Origin of the sequence: Pseudomonas sp. NY11955, from assembly GCF_048068035.1 — a bacterium.
In the GTDB taxonomy this organism is placed as follows: Bacteria; Pseudomonadota; Gammaproteobacteria; order Pseudomonadales; family Pseudomonadaceae; genus Aquipseudomonas.
The window spans coordinates 1-231 of the sequence record NZ_JBLUPS010000079.1 but is presented as its reverse complement, the minus strand read 5'-3'; the positions used below and the strand labels follow the sequence as shown (position 1 = coordinate 231).

Sequence of the window (231 nt, the reverse complement as noted above, 5' to 3'; positions counted from 1 at the left end):
GATCACCTACACCATCACGCTGACCAACAAAGACGGTCTGCTGATCAACAACCATGGCGCGCTGACCTTCACGCTGAGCGACGGTAAGACCGTCATCACCGTGCCGGCCAACGGCACCAGCGGTTCGGTTACTGTCACTGCCCCGGACAACGTCTACGTGGGTGCCAACGACCCGATCGTGAAATCGATCGCGACCGTTGACGGCGCCGATGTCGACAAGTTCGAGAAACT

Annotated in this window: 1 protein-coding gene; it reads left to right on the top strand. The window is 58.9% G+C overall.

Features of this window, described 5'->3' with window-relative positions; translation table 11 throughout:
• A partial coding sequence (locus ACNFBR_RS29345) for an immunoglobulin-like domain-containing protein (RefSeq protein WP_416737889.1) occupies positions 1 to 231 on the top strand: 231 nt, incomplete at both ends.